Annotated in this window: 19 protein-coding genes and 1 pseudogene; 7 read left to right on the top strand and 13 right to left on the bottom strand. The window is 70.3% G+C overall.

The window, feature by feature from the left end; translation table 11 throughout:
* Nucleotides 1–70 precede the first annotated feature (70 nt).
* Nucleotides 71–949, top strand: a complete 879-nt coding sequence (locus ABZS69_RS05395) for a 4-hydroxy-tetrahydrodipicolinate synthase (RefSeq protein ID WP_355366834.1) — start codon at nt 71–73, stop codon at nt 947–949.
* On the opposite strand, the gene ABZS69_RS05390 is transcribed toward ABZS69_RS05395, so the two are convergent.
* Nucleotides 911–2056, bottom strand: coding sequence for an FAD-dependent monooxygenase (locus ABZS69_RS05390; RefSeq protein ID WP_355366831.1), 1146 nt, complete (start codon nt 2054–2056; stop codon nt 911–913). The genes ABZS69_RS05395 and ABZS69_RS05390 overlap by 39 nt on opposite strands.
* Nucleotides 2057–2139: 83 nt before the next feature.
* Between ABZS69_RS05390 and ABZS69_RS05385 the strand changes: the two genes are divergently transcribed.
* On the top strand, nt 2140–2577 hold the full coding sequence (locus ABZS69_RS05385) for a MarR family transcriptional regulator (RefSeq protein ID WP_355366828.1): 438 nt from the start codon (nt 2140–2142) through the stop codon (nt 2575–2577).
* A 142-nt stretch (nt 2578–2719) separates the two neighbouring features.
* On the opposite strand, the gene ABZS69_RS05380 is transcribed toward ABZS69_RS05385, so the two are convergent.
* Genes ABZS69_RS05380 through ABZS69_RS05370 form a run of 3 tightly spaced genes read right to left on the bottom strand, consistent with a single transcriptional unit; the run spans nt 2720 to nt 10154 of the window.
* Complete coding sequence (locus ABZS69_RS05380) at nt 2720–7522, bottom strand: DNA repair ATPase (protein WP_355366825.1); 4803 nt, start codon at nt 7520–7522, stop codon at nt 2720–2722.
* Nucleotides 7519–9603 carry a flotillin family protein gene (locus tag ABZS69_RS05375; protein WP_355366822.1) on the bottom strand — a complete coding sequence of 695 codons (2085 nt, stop codon included), beginning with the start codon at nt 9601–9603 and terminating at the stop codon, nt 7519–7521. The genes ABZS69_RS05380 and ABZS69_RS05375 overlap by 4 nt, the downstream gene beginning before the upstream one ends.
* Nucleotides 9603–10154, bottom strand: coding sequence for a hypothetical protein (locus ABZS69_RS05370; protein WP_355366819.1), 552 nt, complete (start codon nt 10152–10154; stop codon nt 9603–9605). The genes ABZS69_RS05375 and ABZS69_RS05370 overlap by 1 nt, the downstream gene beginning before the upstream one ends.
* Nucleotides 10155–10308: 154 nt before the next feature.
* Between ABZS69_RS05370 and ABZS69_RS05365 the strand changes: the two genes are divergently transcribed.
* On the top strand, nt 10309–11223 hold the full coding sequence (locus ABZS69_RS05365; RefSeq protein WP_355366938.1) for an NADP-dependent oxidoreductase: 915 nt from the start codon (nt 10309–10311) through the stop codon (nt 11221–11223).
* Here the strand turns inward: ABZS69_RS05365 and ABZS69_RS05360 are convergent.
* Genes ABZS69_RS05360 through ABZS69_RS05350 form a run of 3 tightly spaced genes read right to left on the bottom strand, consistent with a single transcriptional unit; the run spans nt 11211 to nt 13536 of the window.
* A complete protein-coding gene (locus tag ABZS69_RS05360; protein ID WP_355366816.1) occupies nt 11211–12086 on the bottom strand; it encodes an aminoglycoside phosphotransferase family protein in 876 nt (291 codons plus the stop codon). The genes ABZS69_RS05365 and ABZS69_RS05360 overlap by 13 nt on opposite strands.
* Before the next feature lie 48 nt (nt 12087–12134).
* Nucleotides 12135–13013 (bottom strand): 1,4-dihydroxy-2-naphthoyl-CoA synthase, encoded by an 879-nt coding sequence (locus tag ABZS69_RS05355; RefSeq protein WP_355366813.1) that lies wholly within the window; start codon nt 13011–13013, stop codon nt 12135–12137.
* 10 nt (nt 13014–13023) lie between these two features.
* Nucleotides 13024–13536: a PadR family transcriptional regulator gene (locus ABZS69_RS05350; protein WP_355366810.1), complete on the bottom strand. Its 513-nt coding sequence runs from the start codon at nt 13534–13536 to the stop codon at nt 13024–13026.
* Nucleotides 13537–13613: 77 nt separating this feature from the next.
* On the opposite strand from ABZS69_RS05350, the gene ABZS69_RS05345 reads away from it, so the two are divergent.
* On the top strand, nt 13614–14168 hold the full coding sequence (locus ABZS69_RS05345; protein WP_355366807.1) for a hypothetical protein: 555 nt from the start codon (nt 13614–13616) through the stop codon (nt 14166–14168).
* Here ABZS69_RS05345 and ABZS69_RS05340 read toward each other — a convergent pair.
* Nucleotides 14161–14493 (bottom strand): metalloregulator ArsR/SmtB family transcription factor, encoded by a 333-nt coding sequence (locus ABZS69_RS05340; RefSeq protein ID WP_090938046.1) that lies wholly within the window; start codon nt 14491–14493, stop codon nt 14161–14163. The genes ABZS69_RS05345 and ABZS69_RS05340 overlap by 8 nt on opposite strands.
* Nucleotides 14494–14580: 87 nt before the next feature.
* Here ABZS69_RS05340 and ABZS69_RS05335 point away from each other — a divergent pair.
* Nucleotides 14581–14682, top strand: a pseudogene (locus tag ABZS69_RS05335) (DUF3073 domain-containing protein); the annotation flags it as partial.
* Nucleotides 14683–14713: 31 nt separating this feature from the next.
* Here ABZS69_RS05335 and ABZS69_RS05330 read toward each other — a convergent pair.
* On the bottom strand, nt 14714–15982 hold the full coding sequence (locus ABZS69_RS05330) for a cytochrome P450 (protein WP_355366803.1): 1269 nt from the start codon (nt 15980–15982) through the stop codon (nt 14714–14716).
* Nucleotides 15983–16047: 65 nt separating this feature from the next.
* On the opposite strand from ABZS69_RS05330, the gene ABZS69_RS05325 reads away from it, so the two are divergent.
* Both ABZS69_RS05325 and ABZS69_RS05320 read left to right on the top strand, forming a co-directional pair.
* The gene (locus tag ABZS69_RS05325) at nt 16048–16644 is read left to right on the top strand and encodes a TetR family transcriptional regulator C-terminal domain-containing protein (protein WP_355366800.1); all 597 of its coding nucleotides are present in this window, start codon (nt 16048–16050) and stop codon (nt 16642–16644) included.
* Nucleotides 16645–16718: 74 nt separating this feature from the next.
* Entirely contained in the window at nt 16719–17285 is a 567-nt protein-coding gene (locus tag ABZS69_RS05320; RefSeq protein ID WP_355366797.1) for an NAD(P)-binding domain-containing protein, read from the top strand.
* 264 nt (nt 17286–17549) lie between these two features.
* Here the strand turns inward: ABZS69_RS05320 and ABZS69_RS05315 are convergent, their stop codons facing one another.
* From ABZS69_RS05315 to ABZS69_RS05300, 4 genes are all read right to left on the bottom strand, one after another.
* Complete coding sequence (locus tag ABZS69_RS05315) at nt 17550–18956, bottom strand: LCP family protein (RefSeq protein WP_355366794.1); 1407 nt, start codon at nt 18954–18956, stop codon at nt 17550–17552.
* 133 nt (nt 18957–19089) lie between these two features.
* Complete coding sequence (locus ABZS69_RS05310) at nt 19090–19356, bottom strand: DUF6510 family protein (RefSeq protein WP_355366791.1); 267 nt, start codon at nt 19354–19356, stop codon at nt 19090–19092.
* A 15-nt stretch (nt 19357–19371) separates the two neighbouring features.
* Complete coding sequence (locus ABZS69_RS05305; protein WP_355366788.1) at nt 19372–20085, bottom strand: ferredoxin reductase; 714 nt, start codon at nt 20083–20085, stop codon at nt 19372–19374.
* Nucleotide 20086: 1 nt separating this feature from the next.
* Nucleotides 20087–20686 carry a sulfite oxidase-like oxidoreductase gene (locus ABZS69_RS05300; protein ID WP_355366784.1) on the bottom strand — a complete coding sequence of 200 codons (600 nt, stop codon included), beginning with the start codon at nt 20684–20686 and terminating at the stop codon, nt 20087–20089.
* Between the last annotated feature and the right edge of the window lie 8 nt (nt 20687–20694).

The following is a 20694-nucleotide window of genomic DNA, read 5'->3' as shown; positions in this document are numbered from 1 at the left end:
AGTTGAGCTTAATCTCAAACGAAGAAATCCGCGCTGGACCTAACGGGTTCTGACAAGCCAGGCTCGAAGCATGCTGAGAGGACTACACGTACCGCTGGTCACCCCGTTCACCTCGTCGGGAGAGGTGGCCGTGGACGCGATCGAGAAGCTGGCCTCGGACTACCTCGACCAGGGGGCCGCCGGGCTGGTCGCGCTGGGTACGACGGGCGAGGTGGCGGCGCTCGACCCCGGCGAGCGGACGCTGGTGATCGAGACGTGCGCGCGGGTGTGCGCGGAGCGGCAGGCGCTGCTGACGGTGGGGGTGACGGGGAACGACACGCGTTCGACGGTCCGGGCTCTGCGGAGCCTGCCTTCCGGGGTGGGCGCCGCGCTGGTGACGGTGCCGTACTTCCTGCGGCCGGGCGAGCGCGGAGTGATCGCGCACTTCGAGGCGCTGGCGGAGGAGACGCCGGTGCCGCTGGTGATCTACCACATTCCCTACCGGACCGGTCAGGCGGTCGGCGCCGCGACGTTCCGGCACCTGGGCGCGCACCCGATGATCGCGGGTATGAAGTACGCGGCGGGCGGGATCGACCAGGACGCGGTGGATCTCCTGGGGGACCTGCCGGAGGGGTTCGAGGTGGTGGGGGGTGACGACGCGTTCATCTCGCCGCTGCTCGCGCTGGGCGCCGTCGGCGGGATCCTCGCCTCGGCCCACCTGGAGACCCGGAGCTACGTCGAACTGGTGGACGCCTGGAACGCGGGTGACGCGGTCAGGGCGCGGGCGCTCGGGCACCGGCTGGCCCGGCTCTCGGCCGCGCTCTTCGCCGAGCCGAACCCCACCGTGATCAAGGGAGTGCTGCACGCCCAGGGTCTGATCCCGACCCCGGACGTGCGGTTGCCGCTGGTCCCGGCCGGCGAGGCGGCGGTTTCACAGGCTCGCCTGATAGCGGTACATCCAGGCCAGTGACTCCTGGCTCGCGCTCTTCTTCAGGAAGAAGGGCAGCATCAGGTCGCGGAAGACCCGGGCGACCGGGCCCGCGGCCTTGTTGTTGCTGATCGTCCTGGAGTACGCCACCACCCGCTCCACCCTGGGCCGCCGCTCGGCCTCGAACCGCGCGAACGCCTTCGTGTGGCTCCCGCTGTCGCGTAGGCACCTGGCCAGCACGACCGCGTCCTCGATGGCCAGCGAGGCGCCCTGGCCGGAGCTGGGCGAGGTGGCGTGCGCGGCGTCTCCGGTCAGCAGGGCCCGGCCGCGGTGCCATATGGGCAGCGGCGGCAGGTCGTAGATCGGCGACCCCGGATGCACGTTGCTGCGCCGGATGACCTCGGCGGAGGCGTTCGCGTCGTCCTCGAACGCCCTGATCAGCACCGGCTTCCAGTCGTCAGGAACGTCGCCGAGCCGCCTGGGCAGGTTCGCGAACCACCAGGTCTCGCCCGACTCGGCCACCGTGTAGCCGAAGAACGCGCGCTTGCCGAAGACCATGTTGTACACGCCAGGCTCGCCGGGCAGGCTGGTGTCCCGCACGATCCCGCCGAGACTGTAGAGGCCGCTGTATCGGGGCGCCGGGGCCTGCGGGTCGAGGACCGCGCGGGTGCGCGAGTGCACGCCGTCGCACGCGATCAGCAGGTCGCCCGTCGCCTCCGTGCCGTCCTCGAACCTGGCCGTCACCCCCCTGCTGCTCTCGTCGTACGAGACCAGGCGCTTGCCGTACGTGATCTTGATGTCGCGCTGGGCGGCCTCGTCGCGGATGGTCCGGTAGAGGTCGGACCGCAGGACGGTGTGGCTCACGGTGCCGTCGTCGAGCCGCAGCCCGTTGGCCACCTCGCCCAGGCGCTTGCCGCTGCCGCTCCACATGACCATGCGCGGGGTGGGGATGGCCCGTGACAGGATCTTGCGGTGCGCGCCCAGCACGCGGAGCGCGGCCAGGCCGTTGGAGGCGACGTTCAGGAACGAGCCCACGTCCTCCGCGCCCTGCCCGTACGCCTCGAAGATCTCGACGTCCACACCCACCTCGCGCAGTGCCATCGCGGTGACAGGACCGCCGATGCCGCAGCCTATGATCAAAGCCTTCATGGTGATAACCTTTCGTTCGGTCGAACGAAATATATGCGGAGGCTTTACCTGTGTCCAGAGATATTTCGGATCATCGAACGAATTTGCTGGGGGCGCTCTCCGCTGCGGGGCGGGAGAGCAGCAACGCCGCGGTGATGTTCCACACCGCGATGGGCGAGCGGCTGGGCCTCGGCATGACCGAGGAGAAGACCCTCGACCTGCTGCAGCGCATGGGGCCGCTGACGGCGGGGGAGCTCGCCCAGCACGCGGGGCTGGCCCCGGCGACCGTCAGCGGGCTGATCGACCGGCTGGAGTCGAAGTGGCTGGTGCGGCGGGTGCGCGACACGCGGGACCGGCGGCGGGTGATCGTGGAGATCAACTATGAGCAGCTGGCCGGGTTCAGCGAGCTCTTCGAGCCGTTCGTGGCGGCGTTGGGGGAGCTGTACGAGCGGTACACGGATGAGGAGCTGGAGCTGATCCTCGACTACCTCACCCGCGCCACCACCCTCCAACGCGCGGCCACCCGCGACCTGACGACGTAGGAGGCGCCCCGCCGCACGGCACCCCGGCGACGCGGCGCGCCGCAGGTGAGGTGAGTCGAGGGCGAGGCGCGCCGGGCGGGGGCCGAGGGGAGAGGCCCGACGGGCGGGTCCGTGGGAGCCAGGCCCGGGGTGGAAGTGGTGGTCAGCGGTCGGATTGGCGGATGGCGGTGCCGACCTCGCTCACGCGGTCGGCCAGGAGGCCGAGGGCACCGACGGCCCGGGTCATCGGGTCGTCCTCGGCGCCGCCCAGGGCCTTGGCCTTGAGGTAGGCGGTCTTGATCTCCGCCCAGCGTTCGGTCTGGGCCGGGGTGAGGCGGCCGCGCAGTTCGGCCAGCTTGAGCAGGTTCGCCTCCGCGTCCGTGGTCAGGGTCTGGGCCTCCCCGAGGTAGTGGTCGTCGATCACCGCTTCCAGCTCGGCGTCGTTCATGGCGGGGACGATGCGCTCCGCCAGCTTGTTCATGTTGCGGTACGAGCCCTGCAGCCGGTACGGGGGCTCGGTGCGGGCGGCGTCGGACTGGGCGGCCGAGGCGATGTAGGCCTGGTTGTTGGCAAGCACGATCTCCTGGACGCGCACCAGCTTGGCCAGCACGCTGAGGATCTGGTCGAGCTCCGGCTTGCTGTACGGGTGGCGGAGCTGGTCGGGCTGGACGGTCGTGTCGCCCTTGGCGAGCCGTACGAGGAGCTCGACGTCCGCGCGGTCGCGGCCGGAGAGCGGCGCGAGCACCGGGTTGGAGGTCAGCGCGTTGTCCACGTAGCTCAGCGCGAACAGGTCGTCCTTGCCCGACAGGACGTCGCCCAGGTTCCAGACGTCGGCCCGGTTGGCCAGCATGTCGGGGATGCGGAACCGCCGGCCGGACTCGGTGTACGGGTTGCCCGCCATGCACACCGCGAACCGCTTCCCGCGCAGGTCGTACGTGCGGGTGCGGCCGTTCCAGACACCCTCGATGCGGCGCTGGGCGTCACAGAGCGAGATGAACTTCTGCAGCAGCTCCGGCGAGGTGTGCTGGATGTCGTCGAGGTAGAGCAGCGTGTTGTTGCCCGTCTCCAACGCGAACGAGATCTTCTCCACCTCCTGCCTGGCCGTCGCGTCGGGCGCGTCCGCCGGGTCCAGCGAGGTCACCTCGTGGCCCAGGGCCGGGCCGTTCACCTTGACGAACACCAGGCCCAGGCGGCTGGCCACGTACTCCATCAGGGTCGTCTTGCCGTAGCCGGGCGGTGAGATGAGCAGGAGAAGGCCCATCTGATCCGTCCGCTTGCCCGCGCCCGCCGCGCCGAGCTGCTTGGCCAGGTTGTCGCCGATCAGCGGCAGGTAGACCTCGTCGAGGAGGCGGTTGCGGACGAAGGCGCTCATGACCTTGGGCTTGTACTCGTCCAGGCGCAGCCGCCGGCGCTCGGCCTCGACCAGTTCGCTCCTGCGCCGCTGGTACGCCCGGTACGCCGGGACCCGCTCCTGCCGGAAGTGGCGGGTCCTGGTGAGGATCTCGTCCAGCCGGAGGCCGAGCTTGCGGTCCTTGATGCGGGGATGGGAGCCCAGGAGGCCGTCCACGGTTTCCTGGGTGGCGGCGCTGGAGTCGTGGCGGGGGACGTCGCACAGCTGCACCGCGAGGGCCTCCGCCACCTCGGGGCCCTGGTGGTAGGCGGCCATCCAGGCGTGGGCGAGTTGCAGGCGTTCGGGGAGCGGCACGCTCTTGAGCTCCTCCTCGAACTCACGCACCTTGGCGGGGCCCAGGGTCGTCCTGAACCCGTCGAGGAGGTCGCGCGCCGCCTTGCTGGTCACGAACCCGAACGGGCTGCTCCCGAGCTCCTCGACGAGGTACTCACCCGCGAGAAGCTCGACCCCCGTTCCTATGCTCGTGCGGAGACTCGTCATGAAGTGGGTGACCGACGTCCCCAGCTCGGCGGCCAGCGAGTCCAGGGCGGCGGTGGGACCGAAGACGGCGCGGGCGCGGGCGAGCGACACGGCCCGCGTGGTGAATGTTTTACGTGAAACCTCGTCCACCCCGAAGGCCCAGAACAGCTGCGCCGCCGCCCGCACCTCCGCCGGGTACCGCAGCAGCCCGGCCCCCGACCGCAGCCGGACCAGCACGTCCAGGATGGCCGTGGCGTCGTGGTCGTGGACCCCGCGCTCGTACCCCTCGTCGTAGCGCGACTCCACCGCCTGCCGTACCACGTCCTCAAGAGCGGCCCCGGGGGAGAGGGCGTCCAGGAGCGAGGCGGCCAGGTGCTCGCCTCGGTACACCTCGGGCGTCTCCGACACCAGGAGCTGGTCCCAGAAGGGCCGGGTGTCGGCGAAGGAGGCGGGCACCGGCGAGCGGTAGTCGGTCCCGGTGATCGCGAAGTACACGGAGTTGTCGTGCGGCACCAGCGTCAGGTCGATGGGCTGGGTGTTGACGGCGAAGCGGTGGTGGCCGAGCCGGAGCGTCTCCCCGCCGTCGGAGAAGAGGTCGAGGCGGTCGCGAAGGGCCCGTCCAGCCTCCTGCTGGGTGGACTTGACGCGCCCGTCCAGCTCCTCCGCCCGTACGGCGTCCCCGAGCGCGCGAAGCTCGGTGGCGGCCGAGCGGACCTTGGCCACCATCGGGTCGGTGGCGAAGTACGTGTTGACCTCGTCCAGGGAGGCGAGGGAGCCGAGGCGGCGCGTGATGCTGCCCAGGATGCGCTCCGCGGAGGCGAAGACGCGGTCGGCGCGCCGGGCGAGGTCGTCGAGCTGGGTCTGCTTGCGGGCAGAGAACGCCTCGTAGACGTCCTCCCGCTTGGCCGACAACTGCGCCGCGAAGTCGTCGAACTCCCCGAAGCGCGACTCCAGGGTCTCCAGCTGGAGCATCAGCCGGCCGAGCTGTTCGTCGCACTTGGCCGGGGTGTCCGCCATGGCCAGCGCGCCCGTGATGGCCTGGCCGAGCAGGGCGAACTCGGCGGCGAACGCGGCCCGCCCCTCCGCCCCCAGCAGCTCGCGCCGGCGCCCGTCCAGGATGGCGCGGGCCCGGTTCACCCCGCCGAGGACCTCGGCGATCCGGCCGAGGATGGAGGTGCGTACGGTGGCGTCGGCGATGTCCAGCGAGCCGACGACCTCCGTCACCACCTCCAGCCCCTCCGCCTGCGCGGCCAGCCGGTCCGCCACGGGGGCGGCCTCCGCCACGGTGCCGATCGCCGCCGCGGCGGTGGCGAGCTCCTCGACGGCCGCGTGGTAGGCGGTGAACGCGTCCGTGCCCTGCAGGAAGCCGACCGCCCGCCGGCCGACGGACGCGAGCTCCTCCGTCACGGAGGAGGACAGCGCGTCCAGGCCGGCCAGGTCGATGTAGCGCGTCTCGCGCAACGTCACCAGGCGCCCCTGGGCCCGGCGCAGCGTGGCCAGCAGGTCGACCCAGGCGTCCGCGGTGGCCGGACTGTCGGCCCGCGCCTCGCGTACGAGATGGGTGGTCTCCTCGGCGGCGGCGGCGAGCGCGTCGGCGGCCTGGCGGGTGAGCAGCTCGACGTTCTCGTACTCGTCCAGCACCTGCTCGGCGGTGGCCCGCACGTCGGCGAGCGGCCCGCTCAGGCCGTGCTCCGCCAGCCAGTGGTAGGAGTCGAACGTCCGCGTGCAGGCCGCGATCAGCCCCTCGAACGTCCCCGCAGAAGCCGCCATCTCCTCGACCATCCGCGAGACGGACAGGCAGTCGGAGATGCCGCGCACCAGCTCCGCGTTGCCGATGCGCTCCAGCGGCCCCGTCCCGGCGGGCTGGGCGGCGGCGTAGGTGTCGGAGACGTACGGCGTCTGCCAGACCTGCATCGGGTGCACCCGGGTCGGCTCGTCGGAGGTCGCGCGGAAGACCACCATCGTGCCGTCGTCGAACAGCGAGTACCCGTGGCACACGATGGGGTTGGCGACCTCCTTCCTGATCACGTTGTACGGCAGCAGCAGCGACCGCCCGTCGCCCCTGGCGTGGAAGACGTACAGGACGTCCTCGCCGTTGGGCGAGCGGACCACCCGCTCGAACTCCAGGTCCGTCACGTCCGTGTCGAACGTCTTGCTGACCCCGGTCGTCAGGTAGTAGCCGCCGGGGAAGATCAGCCCCTGGTCCTCGGGCAGGCGCTGGCACGCCTGGCCGATGCCGTCGAGCCTGATCACGGCCTTGGTGCGGGTGTTGAAGACCAGGTGGCGCCGATCGGTCTCCTTGTACGGCCTGATGCGCATCAGGATGAGCGGGCCCACCCTGGCGTACTCGACGTCGGCGTCCGCCAGGCTCTGCAGCTGTTCGGCGACCGGCTCGGAGTAGATTCCGGCGCCGGACTCCGTGTTGTTCTCGATCTTGATGGTCAGGTCGCCGCCGACCGTCTCGACGAACACCTCGCCGCCGATCGAGATGTGCGGGTGCCGCCCGAGCACGTGGTCGTCGCGTGTGGTCGGCGTCCACTCGAAGTCGTGGGACGGGGGGAAGGCGTGGTCACGCTCCCCCCGGTTGTCCAGATATTTCGGGACTCCGCCGTTGTCAACCGTCCACCGCAGCACCCGCAGGTCCGCCGGACCCGTCTGGAACACCGCCAGCAGCTTGCCCTCGACCCGCCGGAGCTGCTGCAGCCTGGTCTCCTTGTAGTACCGGTACAGCTCGGAGAAGTCCTTCTTGAACGCCTGGTCGTCCAGCGTCTCCAGCTTGTCGGCGTCGAACCTGAACGCGTCGCCGTCCCGGGAGAACCGGTGCACCGCGAACACGTCCGCCACCGCCGTCTCCGGCTTGAGGCCGATGAAGACGTTGTAGCCGAAGAGCATCACGTCGCCCAGGGAGACGATGTCCCTGGGGACGCAGTTGTTCTCCGTGCGGATCCGCTCGGTGCCCAGCAGGCGCAGCTCCGCGCCGCCGAACACCTTCAGCCGCGCCCCGTTGAGCGCCTCGGCCGCCGTCGTCAGGGCCTTGGCCTGGGCCTGGAGCCGATTCCTGAGGACCTCGTAGGTCCCTGCCTCCAGGTCGTTCACCGAAGAGCCGCCACCGGGGAGTCGGCCACGCCCAGCCTGCGGGCCGTCTCCAGCAGCTCGCCGAGCGCCGTCGACTGCGGGCCGCCGTCCTGGATGAGCCGCATGAGGAGGGCGGAGACGGTCAGGTTCTTGATGTCCTCGGTACGCACGCCGCCGATCACATCCGCCAGGTCGGCCGCCAGGCTGGCCGAGCCGTTCACGTACGGCTTGACCAGCGCGCCCGCGACCTCGGAGTGGCCCACGAAGCCGTCGACCACCTTGCCCGCGGTGATGGACCCGACCACCTTGTCGAAGAACATCGTGTCGCCGCCGACGATGTCGATGTTCGCCTTGGCGAGACCGGCGGCCAGCACGCTCGCCTGCGACTCCGCCACATGCCGCGACACGTCGATGTGCTTGAGCCTGATCTCCTTGTCGGCCTCCAGGCGCAGGCGGTACTCCTCGTGCGCCCTGCTGGCCTCGTCCAGCGCCGCCATCGCGGCCGCCTTCTGCGTGAGACCCTCGGCCTCGGCCTTGAGCTTCTCGCCCACCGCGGCGGCCCCGGCCAGCGCCATGGCCTGCTCGCCCTCGGCCTGCGCCTTGAGCCGGTCGCCTTCGACCAGCGCCATGGACCTGGCGCCGTCGGCCTCGGCGGCCAGCCGCTCCTTCAGCACCAGCGCCTCGGCGCGGCCCACCTTCTCGATGGCCTCGGCGTCGCGCTCCTTGACCTGCACCTGCGCCAGCCCGGCCGCGGCCGACTCGGCCTGGATGCCCTCGGCCAGCCGGATCTTGGCCCGGGTCTCCAGCTCGGCGGACTGCTGCCTGGCCTCGGCGAGCACCAGCTCCTCGCGCGCCTTGAACTTGGACGCGGCCTCCGCGGCCTCGGCCGCCTTGATGTCCTTGACCAGGTTCTCCTGGGCCTCGGCCTCGGCGGCGATGATCACGACCTGACGGGTGCGCTCGGCCTCCTCGACCACGCGCAGCCGCTTGATGCTCTCCTCCTGCTCGGCCACGGTCTTGTCGACCGCGATGCGCTCGCGGATGACCTCGGCGATGGTCCGCTTCTCGGTCTCGACCTCTTTGTCCTTGGCGATGCGCGACAGCTCGGTCTCCCGCTCGCGGGCGATGACCTCCAGCACGCGGTCCTTCTCGATCCGCTCGGACTCGATGGCGATCACGCGCTCGCGGTTCTTCTCGGCGACGGCGATCTCGCGGGCGCGGTTCTCGTTCTGGACGCCGAGCTGCTCGTCGGTCTTGAGGTGCGCGGCCTGGGCACGCAGCCGCTCCTCGGCCTGCACGCGGGCGATCTCCGCCTCCTCGCGGGCCTTGACGGTCTCGATCTCGCGCTTCTGCTTCAGCTCGGCGTCGGTCTGGCGGCGCTGAAGTTCGAGGATGGCCTCGCGGGCGTCCACGTTCTGGCGGGTGATCTCCTTCTCCTCGTTGCGCTGGAACTCGTTCGTTCGCACGTGCTCGATCGCCGTCAGCTCGGTGATCTTGCGGATGCCCTGCGCGTCGAGGATGTTGCTCTTGTCGAGCTGCATCAGCGAGGTCTGCTCGAGGTAGTCGATGGCGGCGTCCTCAAGGCTGTAGCCGTTGAGGTCGGTGCCGATGAGCCGGACGATCTCGTCCCTGAACTCGTCGCGCTTGGTGTAGAGGTCGACGAAGTCGAGCTGCTTGCCGGCCGTCTTGAGCGCCTCGGAGAACTTCGCGCTGAACAGCTCCTGCAGCGTGGACTCGTCACTGGCGCGTACGGTGCCGATGGCCTGGGCGACCTTGATGACGTCCTCGGCGGTCTTGTTGACGCGGACGAAGAACGTGATCTTGATGTCGGCCCTGATGTTGTCCTGGCAGATCAGCCCCTCGCGGCCGGTCCGCTCGATCTCGATGGTCTTGACCGAGATGTCCATGATCTCGGCCTTGTGGACGACCGGTAAGACCACGGCGCCCGTGAACGTCACGTCCACTTTGTTGACCTTGGAGACGATCAGCGCCTTGCCCTGCTCCACCTTGCGGAAAAGGCGGCCGATGACGGCGACCAGGCCAATCACGATGACCAGGATGACGGCGAGGAATATGCCGAATCCGGTTGAGATGACGTCCATCAGTGCTCACTTTCGTAGGGCATGACCCAGAAGAATTCGCCGTCTTTGTCGTATTCGAAGATGAGTGCGTTGTCGCCGCGGGCGAGCCGGTCCTTGCCGGTCGTGCGTACCTGCACGACCGCGGACGAGCCATCGGCGGCGGTGACCTCGGCCTGGCCGAAGTCGGGGGTGGCCGCACCGGTGCGGATCACGCACATCTGGCCGACGAAGTCGCCCCGCGAATGCCGGTCCCCGGCGGGGAACAGCCTGCGCAGCGGGCCCAGCAGGCCGCGGACGGCCAGCCAGGCCCCGCCCAGTGCGGCGAAGGGGACGGCGATGAGCAGGCCGCCACTCGCCACCACGCTGCCTGTCAGGCAGAGCAACCAGGCCAGGGCAATCAACAGCGAAAGCACGATTCCGGCCGGGACTCCCCCGAGGCCCAGCCAGGTGGCGTCATCTTCCAGTTCGAACAGCCCGGTGATCACGGTCAGCCAATAACCGATGACCACGACGAGAAGGAAAGTGAAAATGACTGTCGGAAAGCTCAGTGCGGTGTCTAAGAACTCGGTCATCCCGCCTCGTGTGCCCATCCCCCGTTGATGTCCTGACGGACTATATACAGATAAAGCGTGACTAAAGCGGAAAGTTCCCGAACAGTCTGGCAAGTTTCTCCGACTTGACCTCCACTTAGGTTGAGGTTGCACGCTTGGGCTCATGACTGAGGTGATGAGAGCCGCGGCCTTCGCCGAGCCTGGCGGCCCGGAGGTCCTGAAGGTGATGGAGCTGCCCGCGCCGCAGGCGGGTCCCGGCGAGGTGCGGGTGCGGGTCCACGCGGCCGGCGTGCAGCCGTTCGACACGGCCGTACGAGCCGGGTGGCTGCCGGCGTACATCGCCGAGACCCCCTTCCCCCGCATTCCGGGCAACGAGTTCGCGGGCGTGGTGGACCAGGTGGGCGACGAGGTGAGCGGGGTGTCCGCAGGGGACGAGGTGCTCGGGTTCTCGGTGCTGCACGCGTACGCCGAGTACGTCGTGGTGCCGGGCGCGAACGTGGCGCCCAAGCCCGCGGAGGTGCCGTGGGAGGTCGCCGGCGGGCTGACCTCGGGCGTGCAGACCGCCGAGCTGGCGATCGACGGGATCGGCCTCGCGGAGGGCGAGACGCTGCTCGTGCACGGCGCGGCCGGGTCCGTGGGCACGGCGGCGGTCCAGATCGCCCGGCGGCGCGGGGCCACCGTGATCGGCACGGCCCGCGAGGCCAACCACGACTACCTGCGCGAGCTCGGGGCCGTCCCGGTGGTCTACGGCGAAGGGCTCGCCGACCGGGTACGCGCGCTCGCCCCGAACGGTGTGGACGCCGCGCTGGACGGGGCCGGCGGCCACGCGCTGGAGGTCTCGATCGAGCTGGTCAAGGACCGGAGCCGGATCGTCACGCTGGTCGAGCACGGCAAGGCGGCCGAGCTGGGCGTGCGGCTGGTCCAGGGGCAGCGCTCCGCCGAGCGGCTCGGGCGCTACGCCCGCCTGCACGCCGAGGGCGCCTTCACGTTCCCGGTGCGGAGGACGTACCGGCTGGAGGACGCGGCGGAGGCGCACCGGGAGATCGAGACCGGCCACGGCCGGGGCAAGATCGTCCTTCAGATCCGCTGACGCATGGCCTCGGCGACGGCGAGGCCGATCTCGTTGAGCTCGGTCTGGCCGCTGTCGACGTCCCACAGAGCGTTCTGCAGCACCCGGCCGAGCGTCCAGCCGGCCGAGCGCCGGGGGTCGAGGCCGAGCCGGTCCACCATGAGGTCGAACCGGCGCAGCACGGCCCGCCGCACGTCGCCGCTCGCGACGACGTCGTCCCAGCGGTTGTGCAGGGCGGGCAGCAGGTCGAACCCCGGGTCGCCCGCCAGCGGCTTGGGGTCGATGCTCAGCCACGGCTCCCGGCCGGCGGCCAGCACGTTGTCGTAGTGCAGGTCCCAGTGCAGCAGCCGGTCGCCCGGCTCGGAGACGAGCTCGCCAACGGCGCCCGCGCAGTAGCGCATCCAGTGGCGGTCGCTCTCGCGCGGCAGCTTCGCCACGGCTCCCTCTACGTCGTCCAGCATGGCCCGCGCGATGTCGGCCAGGCGGCGCATCCCCTCGGGCGCCGGGTAGGACACCAGGCGGGCCAGCAGGTCCGCGAGGATGCCCAGGGCCTTCATGTCGTCCGGCAGGCCGGACAGGGACCGGTCGGCCTCCAGCCGTTCGAGCAGCAGGGTGCCGGTCCCGGGGTCGGAGTCGAGCAGCCGCACCGACCCGTCACCGGCCCAGGTGCGCAGGCCGGGGGCCTCGGTGGCGTTCTCGTCGGTGACGGGCTGGAGCTTGAGCGCCGCCTTCGTGCCGTCCTCGCGTACGACGGGCAGCACGAGCGACACCACCCCGTGCCTGGGCTCCCCGTCGAGCCGCAGCTCCCACTCCTCCAGGTAACGCTCGGCCAGCGCGGGCAGCCCCGCGGACCAGACGCGACCGGCCTCCCCGTCATGTTTCACGTGAGACGCGGTCAACGCCGCCGGCACCTTGATCCGCATTACGCCGGCTCAGTAGTGCCAGGGGAACGGCGACCAGTCGGGCTCGCGCTTCTCCAGGAACGAGTCGCGGCCCTCGGCCGCCTCCTCCGTCATGTAGGCCAGCCGCGTCGCCTCGCCCGCGAACACCTGCTGCCCGACCAGCCCGTCGTCGATCGCGTTGAAGGCGAACTTGAGCATGCGCTGCGCCGTCGGCGACTTGCCGTTGATCTTGCGCGCCCACTCCAGGGCCGTGCGCTCCAGCTCGTCGTGCGGGACTACGGCGTTGACCATGCCCATGCGGTGCGCGTCGGCCGCGGTGTAGGTGTCGCCGAGGAAGAAGATCTCGCGGGCGAACTTCTGCCCGACCTGCCGTGCGAGATAGGCCGAGCCGAAGCCGCCGTCGAAGCTGGCCACGTCGGCGTCGGTCTGCTTGAAGCGGGCGTGCTCGGCGCTGGCCAGGGTGAGATCGGCCACGACGTGCAGGCTGTGGCCGCCGCCCGCGGCCCAGCCGGGCACCACGCAGATCACGATCTTGGGCATGAACCGGATGAGCCGCTGCACCTCCAGGATGTGCAGCCGCCCGGTGGAGGCCGAGCCGTCGGCGTACTGGTAGCCGTCCTTGCCCCTGATGCGCTGGTCGCCGCCGGAGCAGAAGGCCCACCCGCCGTCCTTGGGCGAGGGGCCGTTGCCGGTGAGCAGCACGCAGCCGACGTCGGTGGTCTGCCTGGCGTGGTCGAGCGCGCGGTAGAGCTCGTCCACGGTCTGCGGGCGGAACGCGTTGCGCACCTCGGGGCGGTTGAACGCGATCCGCACCGTGCCCTGGTCGACTGCCCGGTGGTAGGTGATGTCGGTGAAGTCGAATCCCTCGACCGCCTGCCACGCCTTGGGATCGAACAGTTCGGAGACCATGCGGCAGAGCCTAACGGATCTGTCCTTCGGCCCATTCGGCCCACTCCCGCTGGGCCCGGCCCAGGCGCAGGCCGTACTCGAGGCTGATCCGGCCGTACGCCGAGAGGTTGTCCTCGCGGTTCTCCAGGAACTCGCGGATGCCCTCCAGGTGCTCCACGTGCTTGCGTACGTGCTCGTTGGTGGCACGGAGGTACGCGCGGGCCTGCTCGGGCGAGACCTGGGCCAGGAAGAACACGCGGAGCAGCATGTCGCTGCGCAGGACCCTGGTCGGCTCGACGTCGGTGATCCAGTGGCGCAGCTCGGCCAGGCCCTCCTCGGTGATCGCGTACTCCTTGCGGCCGCGCGGGCCCTCCGCCGACACGTCCACCAGGCCCGCCTCCGCCAGCTTGCCCAGCTCCGAGTAGAGCTGGCTCTGCGTGGCCGGCCACACGTTGGACAGCGAGATGTCGAACATCTTCAGCAGGTCGTATCCGCTCGCGGGCCCCTCGGAGAGCAGCCCGAGCAGGGCGTGTCGAAGACTCATATTCCTATATTGACATATCGGTTTAGGAAGTTCTAGCTTCGACATGTCACTTTAGGAATGTGAAAGGACACCTCGTCATGCGCGGTCTGCTCGGCTTCCTGCCCTGGATCGTCTACGCGGTCATCGCCACCGGCGACGAGTGGCGCTGGGGCGCCGTCACCGGGCTCGTCATCGCCCTCGCCCTCGTCGTCATCGACCGCAGGGCGGGCAATGCCTGGGACGAGATGGTGATCGAGAGCAGCGCGGCGCTGTTCTTCGCCTGCCTCACGGCGCTGTCGCTGGTGGCCCCGCACTCGCCGCTCACGCCGTACGGACCCGCGCTGGTCAACGTCTGGCTGGCCGGCACCGCCTGGGGCTCGCTGGCCATCCGCAGGCCCTTCACGCTCGGCATCGCGCGCACGATGGTGCCGAAGGAGGTCTGGGAGACCCCGCAGTTCTACCGCGTCAACGCGATCATCACCGCGGTCTGGGCGGCGGCCTTCACCGTCGCCGCGGTCTCCCTCACCCTCGTGCTGTCCGTCTCACCTCACGCGACGACGCTGGTCATCGCCATCAAGGTGCTCTCGTTCGTACTGCCCGCCGGCTTCACGGCCTGGTATCCCAAGCACGTGCGGCGGGCGCCGGCTAGGTGACCTCCGCTCGCAGCTCCGCGAGCAGCTCGCCCTGGTCGGCGAGCATGTCGGTGAGAATCCTGCGGGCAGCCCCAAGCAAGTCGGCCAGCTCGGGAGTGGCCAGGGTGTAGACGACGGTGCTGCCCTCGCGAATCGCGCTCACGATCCCCGCTCTGCGCAGGACGGCGAGCTGCTGGGAGAGGCTCGAGGCCTCGATGTCGATCTGGGCCAGCAGATCCCGGACGGGAAGCGGCCCTTCCTGGAGTAGCTCCAACACTCGGATGCGAGCGGGGTGGCCGAGCGTTCTGAAGAAGTCGGCCTTGGCCTGGTGGACCTCCACGTGCATATAGCCCAGACTAATCCAGCGCAGTTGCATAATTCTTCAAGTCGTAACGTAGTTGGATAGCATGACAGCGGGGACTAGGGAGTAGCCATGGGCCGAGGAAGAGCCAAGGCGAAGCAGACGAAGGTCGCTCGCCAGCTGAAGTACACCAACCACAACATCGACTACGACCGGCTTCGCGAGGAGCTGGGCGCCGATGACCGTCACGAGGAGATCTACCCGTCTACGGCGTCCGAGCAGGAGTCCGAGCGCGCGCAGTGACGCGGGTCAGGTTCGCGGGCGCGAGCGTGACGTTCTTCAGCCGCCTGGCCTCCGGTGCCTGATCGGGTGCCGTGAGCTCCAGGCGGTGCAGTACCTCGCGGATGATGACACGCATCTCCAGCAGGGCCAACTGTGCGCCGACGCAGAAGCGCCGCCCGCCGCCGAACGGCATCCAGGCCCTGCTCTGGGGTCCGTCGACGAAGCGCTCCGGGCGGAACTCGTCGGGCTCGGGGAAGGCGGCGGGGTCGTGGTGCACGAGCGGGATGAACGGTCCGGCGTACCATCCGGCCGGGATCTCGTACTCGCCCAGCCGTAGCGGGGCGTCGAGCAACCTCGGCGCCTCGTAGACGACCGGCCTGACCCGCAGCACCTCCTTGACCACCGCGTCGAGGTAGGGCTCGTCGTCGGGCAGCCGGTCGAGGATCTCGGGCATGCGCAGGAGCCGCTCGAAGGCCCAGGCGAGGCCGGTGGCGGTGGTCTCGTGCCCGGCGAGGAGCATGGTGATCAGCTCGTCGCGGATCTCCTGGTCGTCCAGCTCGGTGTCCAGCAGGCGGCCGAGCACGTCGGTGCCCCCTGGCGCGGCCCGGCGGCGGCGGATCTCGTCGAACAGGATCGCGTCCACCTCGGCGCTCACCCGTACGAACCGGGGGTAGGGCCCGAACGGGATCCGCCGGAACATCTCCGGGAGCATGGGGATGAGCGGGGACCCGCTGGTCTCGATCAGCGGGGGCAGCAGCGCGCGTAGCCGGTCGACGCGCCCGGCGTCCCGGATCCCGAAGATCAACCGGATGATGATCTCCAGCGTGATGTCCTGCATGCGGTCGCGCAGCGCGAACGGCCTGCCCAGCGGCCAGGTCGCGATCCGCTCCGCCGCTATGGCCGCGATGTCGTCGCGGTAGCCGGCGACCTGCTTGGCGCGCAGCGGCGGGTTGAGCAGCTTGCGGTGCCGCCACCACGGCTCGCCGTCGAGCGTGAGGACGGAGTGCTCGCCCACCATGTGCGCGAGAAACTCGCGCCTCGCCTCGCCCGCGCGCCCGCCGCCGTGGTCGGTCCTGAAGACCTGCTCGGCGAGCTCCCCGGTGGTCACGTAGACCTCGGGCGGGAGGCCGGTGAAGCGCACCGTGAAGATCGGCCCGTACCTGCGCCGGAGCCTGGTGAGCATGCCCGGTGCGTCCCGGATGAACCACGCCGTCTGCACCGCTGAGGGGAGTCTCGGCCCGGGAGGGATCATTTTGCACCTCTCTTGTATATGTACGTACGTCATAGACGCTTGTATACATCTGTAGCATGGATCACGTGGCACGGACAGAGGCCGGTGGATACCGGGAGAGACTGCTGGCAGGAGCGGTGAGCTGCCTGCAGGAGAAGGGCTATGCCCGTACGACGGCCCGAGACCTGGTCGCCGCCTCAGGCACCAACCTGGCCTCCATCGGCTACCACTTCGGCGGCAAGGACGCGCTGCTGAACGAGGCCATCGCCGAGTTCTTCGACCAGTGGATCGCCCAGGTCGAGCGGGCGATGTTCAGCTCGGCGGCGGGCAGCGCGCGGGAGATGCTGGAGCGCGCCATGACGGAGCTGGTCGACGCGTTCGAGGAGTTGCGGCCGCAGCTCGTGGTCTTCGTCGAGGGCTATCCGGCGGCGCTGCGCGAGTCCGCGCTGCGGGAGCGGCTGGCCGAGTCGTACGCCCACTGCCGCCGAGCGGGCGCCGACATGGTGCGCAGGGCCGTCGCACAGCTGGACATCGAGCTGCCGGTCGCGCCGGAGGTCCTCGTGTCGGTGCTGGTGGCCATCACCGATGGGCTGCTGCTGCAGTGGCTGCTCGACCCGGCCGCGACGCCCAACGCCCGCCAGGTCGTCGACTCCCTCGCCGCTCTCTCGTCGCTCATCGCGTAGCAAGCCTCTGACCTGGGGAGGAATGTTTCACGGCGGGGTCCGGGGAGTTCCTTCGGTGACGAGGTGATCAAGACATGCGTGTGGCAATCGTGGGTTCTGGAAGACTGGGCGTGCCTCTCGGCCGCTTGTTCTCGACGGGCGGACACGAGGTGTTCTTCAGCGACGCCGACCCCGCCCGCGTGGCGGCGGCCACGGGCGCGACCGGCGGGGAGGCCAGGGGCGGCACGCCGGCCGAGGCCGCGCGGTTCGGCGAGGTCGTGGTGCTGGCGGTGGGGTGGGAGACGTTCCCCACCGTGGCGGCGGAGCTCGACGGGGCGCTCTCCGGCAAGATCGTCGTCGACCCCAGCAACCCGATCGCCGAACGGGACGGCCTGTCCGTGGTGGTCGCCGTCCCCAGCGGGCTCACCAGCCCGCAGTACCAGCAGCACGTGCTGGGGGCGGAGGTCCGGCTGGTGCGGACGTTCAACACCAAGTGGCCCAAGGAACTGCTGGCGCTGGGGACGGTGGGGCAGCGGGGCGGGTCGCGGGCCGACATGCCTTACTGGGGGGACGACGAGGCGGCCAAGAAGGCGGTGGTGCCGCTCATCGAGGACGCCGGCTTCACCGCCATCGACGGCGGCGGCCTCTCCGAAGCCCGCTGACCCCCACGCCCCCGCGCGAACCCACCCCGGCCGGCTGCCGCGCACCCAACCCGCGACGCTGCCCGCCGCGCCTACGACGCTGCCCGCCGCGCCTACGACGCTGCTTGCCGTGCCCGCGACGCTGCCCGTCGCGCCCGCGATGGTGCTTGCCGCACTTGCGACGTTGCTCGCCGCGCCCACGCGGGTCCCTTGGCGCGCCGCGTCGGTGGGGTGTGGTGCGGTGGGGCCCGGCGCTCTCGTACGGCGGTGCGCCGGGTGGGGCGGTCAGGTGGCGCAGGTGTCGTGGGTGGCGTCGAAGCCCTTGATGGCCTCCGTGTCGTCCGCGCGCAAGGGCTTCAGGCCCGTCCAGTCCGAGCCGATCACCAGCACCAGCCGGTTGGTCTGCGCCGCCGCGACCTTCTTGAGCGTGGACGTCTGGAGGTCGTTGGTGAGGGTGGGGACGCGGGTCTCGCCGTTGAGGCCGTACAGGAGGGTGGTCTTGGGCTGCGGCTTGCGGGCCGAGTCGCCGATCTTGGTGATGTGGTAGCCGCGCTGTTCCAGGGCGGCGGCCACCTGGGTGCCGAGGCCGCTGCGCCAGGTGCCGTTGCGGAGCTCGATCTGGATCTTCGTCCGCCCCACCTTGGTCTGGCCGCCCTTGACGCCCTGGAGGCTCTGGTCCCTGGCCACGATCTGGAACAGGTGGCCGGCCTGCGGCTGCACCCACTCGACCCGTCCCGGCTGGGTGAGGGAGTAGTGCCACGGGGTGGTGATGAAGCGGATCTGCCCGGCGTTGAGGCCCTGGAGGCTGGTCGCGAGGTCCTTCATGACGCCGATGCTCAGGCCGCGGTCGGTGGTGACCGCCTTGGTGCCGGCGTCGAGGATGCCCAGCAGCTTGGCGGGGTCGGTGAGCGTCTCGCCGCTCATGATCTTCTTGACCATGGACGCGATGAACATCTGCTGCCGCTGGATGCGCCCGATGTCCGAGCCGTCGCCCATGCTGTAGCGGGCGCGTACGTAGCCGAGCGCCTGCTCGCCGTTGAGCGTCTGCCGCCCGGCGGGCAGGTGGAGCAGGGCCTTCTTGTCGTTCACCGGCTCGGGCAGGCAGATCTGGACGCCGCCGACGGCGTTCACCATGCTCTTGAAGCCGGTGAAGTCGACCTTCACGAAGTGGTCGATGCGGATGTGGGTGAGCGACTCGATCGTCTTCCAGGTGCAGGCGATGCCGCCGGAGTTGAACGACTCGTTGATCATGCCCAGGTGGGGCCGCTGGCCGGGCAGGCCGCCGGTGGCGCGGCAGGCGGGGAGCTGGACGAGCGAGTCGCGCGGGAAGCTGACGACCATGGCGTTGTCGCGCTTGGACGACACGTGCGCGAGCATGATCGTGTCGGTGCGCTCGCCCGCGATGTTGTGCCCGTACTTGGCGTTCTTGCCGTCGCGCTGGTCGGAGCCGACGATGAGGACGTTCATGGCGGTGCTCGCGACCTTGGGCGGGCGCGTGGCGCCGAGGTCGTCGGCGGTGACGTCGATGTTTTTGATGTTGCCGGTCAGCTTCGCGTAGACGCCGACGGCGACGCCCGCGACCAGGAGGACCACGGTCACGGTGACCGCGATCGTCCAGCGCAGCCAGCGGCGGCGACGCCGGGGTGGCGCGCTCGGTTCGGACGGGGGCGCGTCGACTAGCCCGCTGCTCACGTGACTCCAGAGGGACGGGGCCTAGGGCGCCGCCCATGGCCAAGAGCCTCGCCGTACAGATCTCGGCCGGTTGAACGTGCCCGAGTGTACTCAGTCGGGCACGTTCATGAGGAACGATCTGTCCCCAACGTCGTCAGTCGGGCAGGTTAACGCGCAGTGAAACCGTGCCGCGCAGGTCGAGCCAGGCCCGGCCCGGGGCGCGTACCAGCCGGAGGATGACCTCCTCGCAGCCGGGGCACCGGGCCACCAACCCGGGGTCGGGGCCGTACACGCGGAGCGAGGCGACCGGGCCCGTGAGCCCGCAGCTCGCACAGCGGCCGGTGGCGGCGGTGACGTCCACGGCGAAGATCTCTCCGAGCGGGTCCGCCAGCGCGTTGCCGTCGAGGTGTTCCGCGGTCATGACGGTTTCTCCCCTCTATCCGAAACGTTCGGTACGGATGCGCTCGGGCGCGTGGCCCAGCGCGAGCAGCAGATCGGCCGCCGTCTCCACGAACCCCGTCGGCCCGCACACGTAGCAGTCGGGCTCGAAGGTCGCGGGCCAGCCGCCCTCGGCCAGGTCGTCCAGCATGATCCGGCTCGCGGGGCGGGACGTGCCCGGCGGCGCGGACCTGGTGTAGAGGTAGGCGATGTCGAGCCCGGGATCGGGGCGGCGCAGCTCCTCGGCGTAGTAGCGGCGGCCCGGGTCGCGCAGCGAGTAGAGCAGGCGGAACGGCACCCGGCTGCCCGCCTGCCGGCGCGCCCTGACCATCGCCATCAGCGGCACGATCCCCGAACCGCCGGCCACCAGCACCACCGGCGCCTTGCTCTCCGGCCGCCAGACGAACCAGCCGCCCACCGGGCCGCGGAGCTCGATCCGGTCGCCGACCTCGATGACCTCGGTCAGGTACGGCGAGACCTCGCCGTCCGGGGCGGTCTCCACGGTCAGCTCGACGAGGTCGCCGTCGGAGGGGCCGGCCAGCGAGTAGCTGCGCTGCGCGGTGTAGCCGTCCTCGGCCGTCAGCCGGACGTCCACGTGCTGCCCCGCCAGGTGCCCCGGCCAGTCGGGCACCCGGAACCGCAGCGTGCGCGCGGTCGCGGTCTCGGTGACGATCTCGGCGAGCTCGGCCGCCCGCCAGGCCAGGCGGCGCACGTCAGTCGCCCTCGTAGCGCTGCTCGCGCCACGGGTCGCCGTAGTTGTGGTATCCGGCGGTCTCCCAGAAGCCGGGCCAGTCCTCGTTCAGCAGCCGGATGCCGCGCACCCACTTCGCCGACTTCCAGAAGTAGAGGTGCGGCACGATCAGCCGGGCCGGGCCGCCGTGCCGCGGCTCCAGCTCCTCGCCGTCGAAGCGGTGCACGATCCACGCCTTGCCGTCGAGCAGGTCCTCGAGCGGGAGGTTCGTGGTGTAGCCGCCGTACGAGTAGACCAGCGCGTATTCGGCGGCGCTCTCGACGTCCTCGAAGAGCACGTCGAGCGAGACGCCCTCCCAGGTGGTGTCCAGTTTGGTCCACTTGGTCACGCAGTGGATGTCGACCGTCGGCGTCTCGCTGGGCAGCGCCATGAACTCCTGCCACGACCAGCGGTGGGTCTGCTCGCCCTCCGTGTCGATGGCGAACTCCCACCGGTCCAGCGGCACCCGCGGCGTCGGTCCGGCCGACAGCACGGGGAAGTCGTCCACCAGGTACTGCCCCGGTGGCAGGCGGTGGTCACCCGGCCGGTGCCGGCCGTGGAAACCGCGCGAAATGATGTTCACGCCTCATT

This window comes from Nonomuraea sp. NPDC005650 (assembly GCF_040605375.1).
Taxonomy (GTDB): Bacteria; Actinomycetota; Actinomycetes; order Streptosporangiales; family Streptosporangiaceae; genus Nonomuraea.
This window is presented reverse-complemented; position numbering and strand designations above follow the sequence as displayed.

Bases quoted from the DNA above. Each gene is read 5' to 3' on its own strand.
- ABZS69_RS05310 (WP_355366791.1), bottom strand. From the start codon at position 19,356: ATGACCGCGGAACACCTCGACGGCAACGCGCTGGCGGACCCGCTCGGA.
- ABZS69_RS05355 (WP_355366813.1), bottom strand. From the start codon at position 13,013: ATGGTCTCCGAACTGTTCGATCCCAAGGCGTGGCAGGCGGTCGAGGGA.
- ABZS69_RS05375 (WP_355366822.1), bottom strand. From the start codon at position 9,603: ATGGACGTCATCTCAACCGGATTCGGCATATTCCTCGCCGTCATCCTG.
- ABZS69_RS05390 (WP_355366831.1), bottom strand. From the start codon at position 2,056: ATGAAGGCTTTGATCATAGGCTGCGGCATCGGCGGTCCTGTCACCGCG.
- ABZS69_RS05395 (WP_355366834.1), top strand. From the start codon at position 71: ATGCTGAGAGGACTACACGTACCGCTGGTCACCCCGTTCACCTCGTCG.
- ABZS69_RS05340 (WP_090938046.1), bottom strand. From the start codon at position 14,493: ATGCACGTGGAGGTCCACCAGGCCAAGGCCGACTTCTTCAGAACGCTC.
- ABZS69_RS05370 (WP_355366819.1), bottom strand. From the start codon at position 10,154: ATGACCGAGTTCTTAGACACCGCACTGAGCTTTCCGACAGTCATTTTC.
- ABZS69_RS05330 (WP_355366803.1), bottom strand. From the start codon at position 15,982: ATGATCCCTCCCGGGCCGAGACTCCCCTCAGCGGTGCAGACGGCGTGG.
- ABZS69_RS05345 (WP_355366807.1), top strand. From the start codon at position 13,614: ATGCGCGGTCTGCTCGGCTTCCTGCCCTGGATCGTCTACGCGGTCATC.
- ABZS69_RS05365 (WP_355366938.1), top strand. From the start codon at position 10,309: ATGAGAGCCGCGGCCTTCGCCGAGCCTGGCGGCCCGGAGGTCCTGAAG.
- ABZS69_RS05320 (WP_355366797.1), top strand. From the start codon at position 16,719: ATGCGTGTGGCAATCGTGGGTTCTGGAAGACTGGGCGTGCCTCTCGGC.
- ABZS69_RS05350 (WP_355366810.1), bottom strand. From the start codon at position 13,536: ATGAGTCTTCGACACGCCCTGCTCGGGCTGCTCTCCGAGGGGCCCGCG.